The sequence below is a fragment of the Streptomyces sp. A18 genome, from assembly GCF_059026065.1.
Map to the genome: position 1 here is coordinate 602,974 of NZ_JBWLKL010000002.1, position 2,631 is coordinate 605,604.

At 70.0% G+C, this 2,631-nt stretch carries 1 protein-coding gene, 1 tRNA gene and 1 pseudogene; all 3 read left to right on the plus strand.

All coding sequences use genetic code 11. From position 1 onward, the window contains the following. Positions 1 to 477 (plus strand): annotated as a pseudogene (locus AC5P1C_RS05630) (DEAD/DEAH box helicase); the annotation flags it as partial. Between the two features lie 119 nt (positions 478 to 596). Continuing rightward, positions 597 to 2,120, plus strand: a complete 1,524-nt coding sequence (locus tag AC5P1C_RS05635; protein WP_493864508.1) for an amino acid permease — start codon at positions 597 to 599, stop codon at positions 2,118 to 2,120. 123 nt (positions 2,121 to 2,243) lie between these two features. Continuing rightward, positions 2,244 to 2,319: transfer RNA gene (locus tag AC5P1C_RS05640), tRNA-Lys, on the plus strand. Positions 2,320 to 2,631: the final 312 nt, after the last annotated feature.

Consider the following 2,631-nt stretch of genomic DNA (forward strand, 5'->3'; position numbering starts at 1 on the left):
TCCTTCGAGCGTCGTGACGACAACCGTGGTGGTGGCTCCGGCTTCCGCGGCGGCGACCGTCGTGAGGGTGGCGGCGGCTTCAACCGTGACCGCAACGACCGCGGTGGCTCCGGCTTCCGCCGTGACGACCGTCCCTCCGGCGGCTTCCGTGGCGGCGACCGTCCCTCGGGCGGCGACCGTGGCGGCTTCCGCCGTGACGACCGCCCCTCCGGCGGCGACCGTCGTGAGGGTGGCGGCGGCTTCAACCGTGACCGCAACGACCGCGGTGGCTCCGGCTTCCGTCGCGACGACCGTCCCTCCGGCGGCCACCGCGGCAGCGACCGTCCGTTCAACCGTGACCGCCGTGACGACCGCCCCTCCGGTGGCGCCCGCTCCGGTGGCCACGACCGCCCGTCGTTCAACCGTGACCGCTCCGGCACCGGCACCGGCTCCTTCGGCCGCCGTGACGACAAGCCGCGCTGGAAGCGCAACGGCTGACGTCTGCTGAGCAGTTGAACCGAAGGGCCCACCCCATCCGGGGTGGGCCCTTCGGCGTACGTACGTCTTTTGGTCAAACGTGACGCATGTCATGTCCCTGTCGTGGGCAACGCTCGTGCATGAAACCACCTCCAGGCTCCGACGAGGAGCGCCTCGCCCAGCTCGGCTACACCCAGGTCCTGGCCCGCCGCATGTCCGCGTTCTCCAACTACGCGGTCTCGTTCACGATCATCTCGGTCCTGTCCGGCTGCCTCACCATGTATCTGTTCGGCATGAACACCGGCGGTCCCGCCCTGATCACCTGGGGGTGGGTCGGGGTCGGCCTTATGACGCTGTTCGTGGGGCTCGCCATGGCGGAGATCTGTTCCGCCTATCCGACCTCCGCCGGGCTGTACTTCTGGGCGCACCGGCTCGCGCCGCCCAGGACCGCGGCCGCCTGGGCGTGGTTCACGGGCTGGTTCAACGTGCTCGGTCAGGTCGCCGTCACCGCCGGGATCGACTTCGGCGCGGCCTCCTTCCTCGGCGCGTACCTGAACCTGCAGTTCGACTTCAAGGTCACCGAGGAGCGCACGATCCTGCTCTTCGCCGCGATCCTCGTGCTCCACGGCCTCCTCAACACCTTCGGTGTGCGCATCGTCGGGCTCCTGAACAGCGTCAGCGTGTGGTGGCACGTCCTCGGGGTCGCCGTCATCGTCGGCGCGCTCGCCTTCTCGCCCGACTCGCACCAGTCGGCGTCCTTCGTGTTCACCGAGTTCGTCAACAACACCGGGTGGGGCAGCGGGCTCTACGTGGCCCTGATCGGGCTGCTGATGGCTCAGTACACCTTCACCGGGTACGACGCGTCCGCGCACATGACCGAGGAGACGCACGACGCGTCGACCGCCGGGCCCAAGGGCATCGTCCGCTCCATCTGGACGTCCTGGATCGCGGGCTTCGTGCTGCTCCTTGGCTTCACCTTCGCCATCCAGTCGTACGACGGCGCCCGCGAGTCGGCGACCGGTGCCCCGCCCGCCCAGATCCTCCTCGACGCGCTCGGCGCCACCACGGGCAAGCTGCTCCTGCTCGTCGTCATCGGGGCGCAGCTCTTCTGCGGCATGGCGTCCGTCACCGCCAACTCCCGGATGATCTACGCCTTCTCGCGGGACGGAGCGCTGCCGTTCTCGCACATCTGGCACTCGGTCAACCCGCGTACGCGCACGCCCGTCGCGGCGGTCTGGCTCGCGGCCCTCGGCGCGCTCGTCCTCGGTCTGCCCTATCTGATCAATGTCACGGCGTACGCGGCGGTGACCTCCATCGCCGTCATCGGCCTCTACATCGCCTACGTCATCCCGACCCTGCTCCGGCTCCGCAAGGGCGAGGAATTCGAGCGCGGGCCCTGGCACTTGGGCCGCTGGTCGCGCCCGATCGGCATCGTGGCGGTGGCCTGGGTCGGCGTGATCACGGTGCTCTTCATGCTGCCGCAGGTCTCGCCGGTCACCTGGGAGACCTTCAACTACGCCCCGATCGCGGTCCTGGTCGTCCTCGGCTTCGCCGCGACCTGGTGGCTGGCGTCGGCCAGACACTGGTTCCTCAACCCGGACCATGAGCGCACCGCTGCCCGCGAGGCGGCCCGCGGCGGCGCGCCGGAACCGGCCGATCCCTGACCGCGCCGCGGCCGTCCCCGGCCCCTCCCCGGCCCGTCGCGGGACGCGCGACGGGCCGAGGAGGCGATACCCGATCGGACGGCTGGGCCGCTGCGGCTATGCTCGTGGGGTGCGTCCGCGCACGGACCGTTAGCTCAATTGGCAGAGCAGTGGACTTTTAATCCATTGGTTGTGGGTTCGAGTCCCACACGGTCTACCACTCGGGCCCAGGTCAGGAAGGTTCTGACCTGGGCCCGACGCATGGGTCGCCCGAACGGCCCCGCCGCGCCCGCGCCCGCGCCGCCCCCGAGTGACGCTGAGCCTGCCAGGTGGCCGATCCGGAGGTGCAGCACGGGTTCCGTGCGTACGCCGAGAACGCGTGAGCGGCGGGCCCCGTTCGCCGGTGGTTCCCGGCCGGTTCGCTTTCACTCCCCCTGATGGCGTAGAGTTGCATTCAACGGCGCGGGGTGGAGCAGCTCGGTAGCTCGCTGGGCTCATAACCCAGAGGTCGCAGGTTCAAATCCTGTCCCCG

Bases quoted from the DNA above. Each gene is read 5' to 3' on its own strand.
- AC5P1C_RS05635 (WP_493864508.1), top strand. From the start codon at position 597: ATGAAACCACCTCCAGGCTCCGACGAGGAGCGCCTCGCCCAGCTCGGC.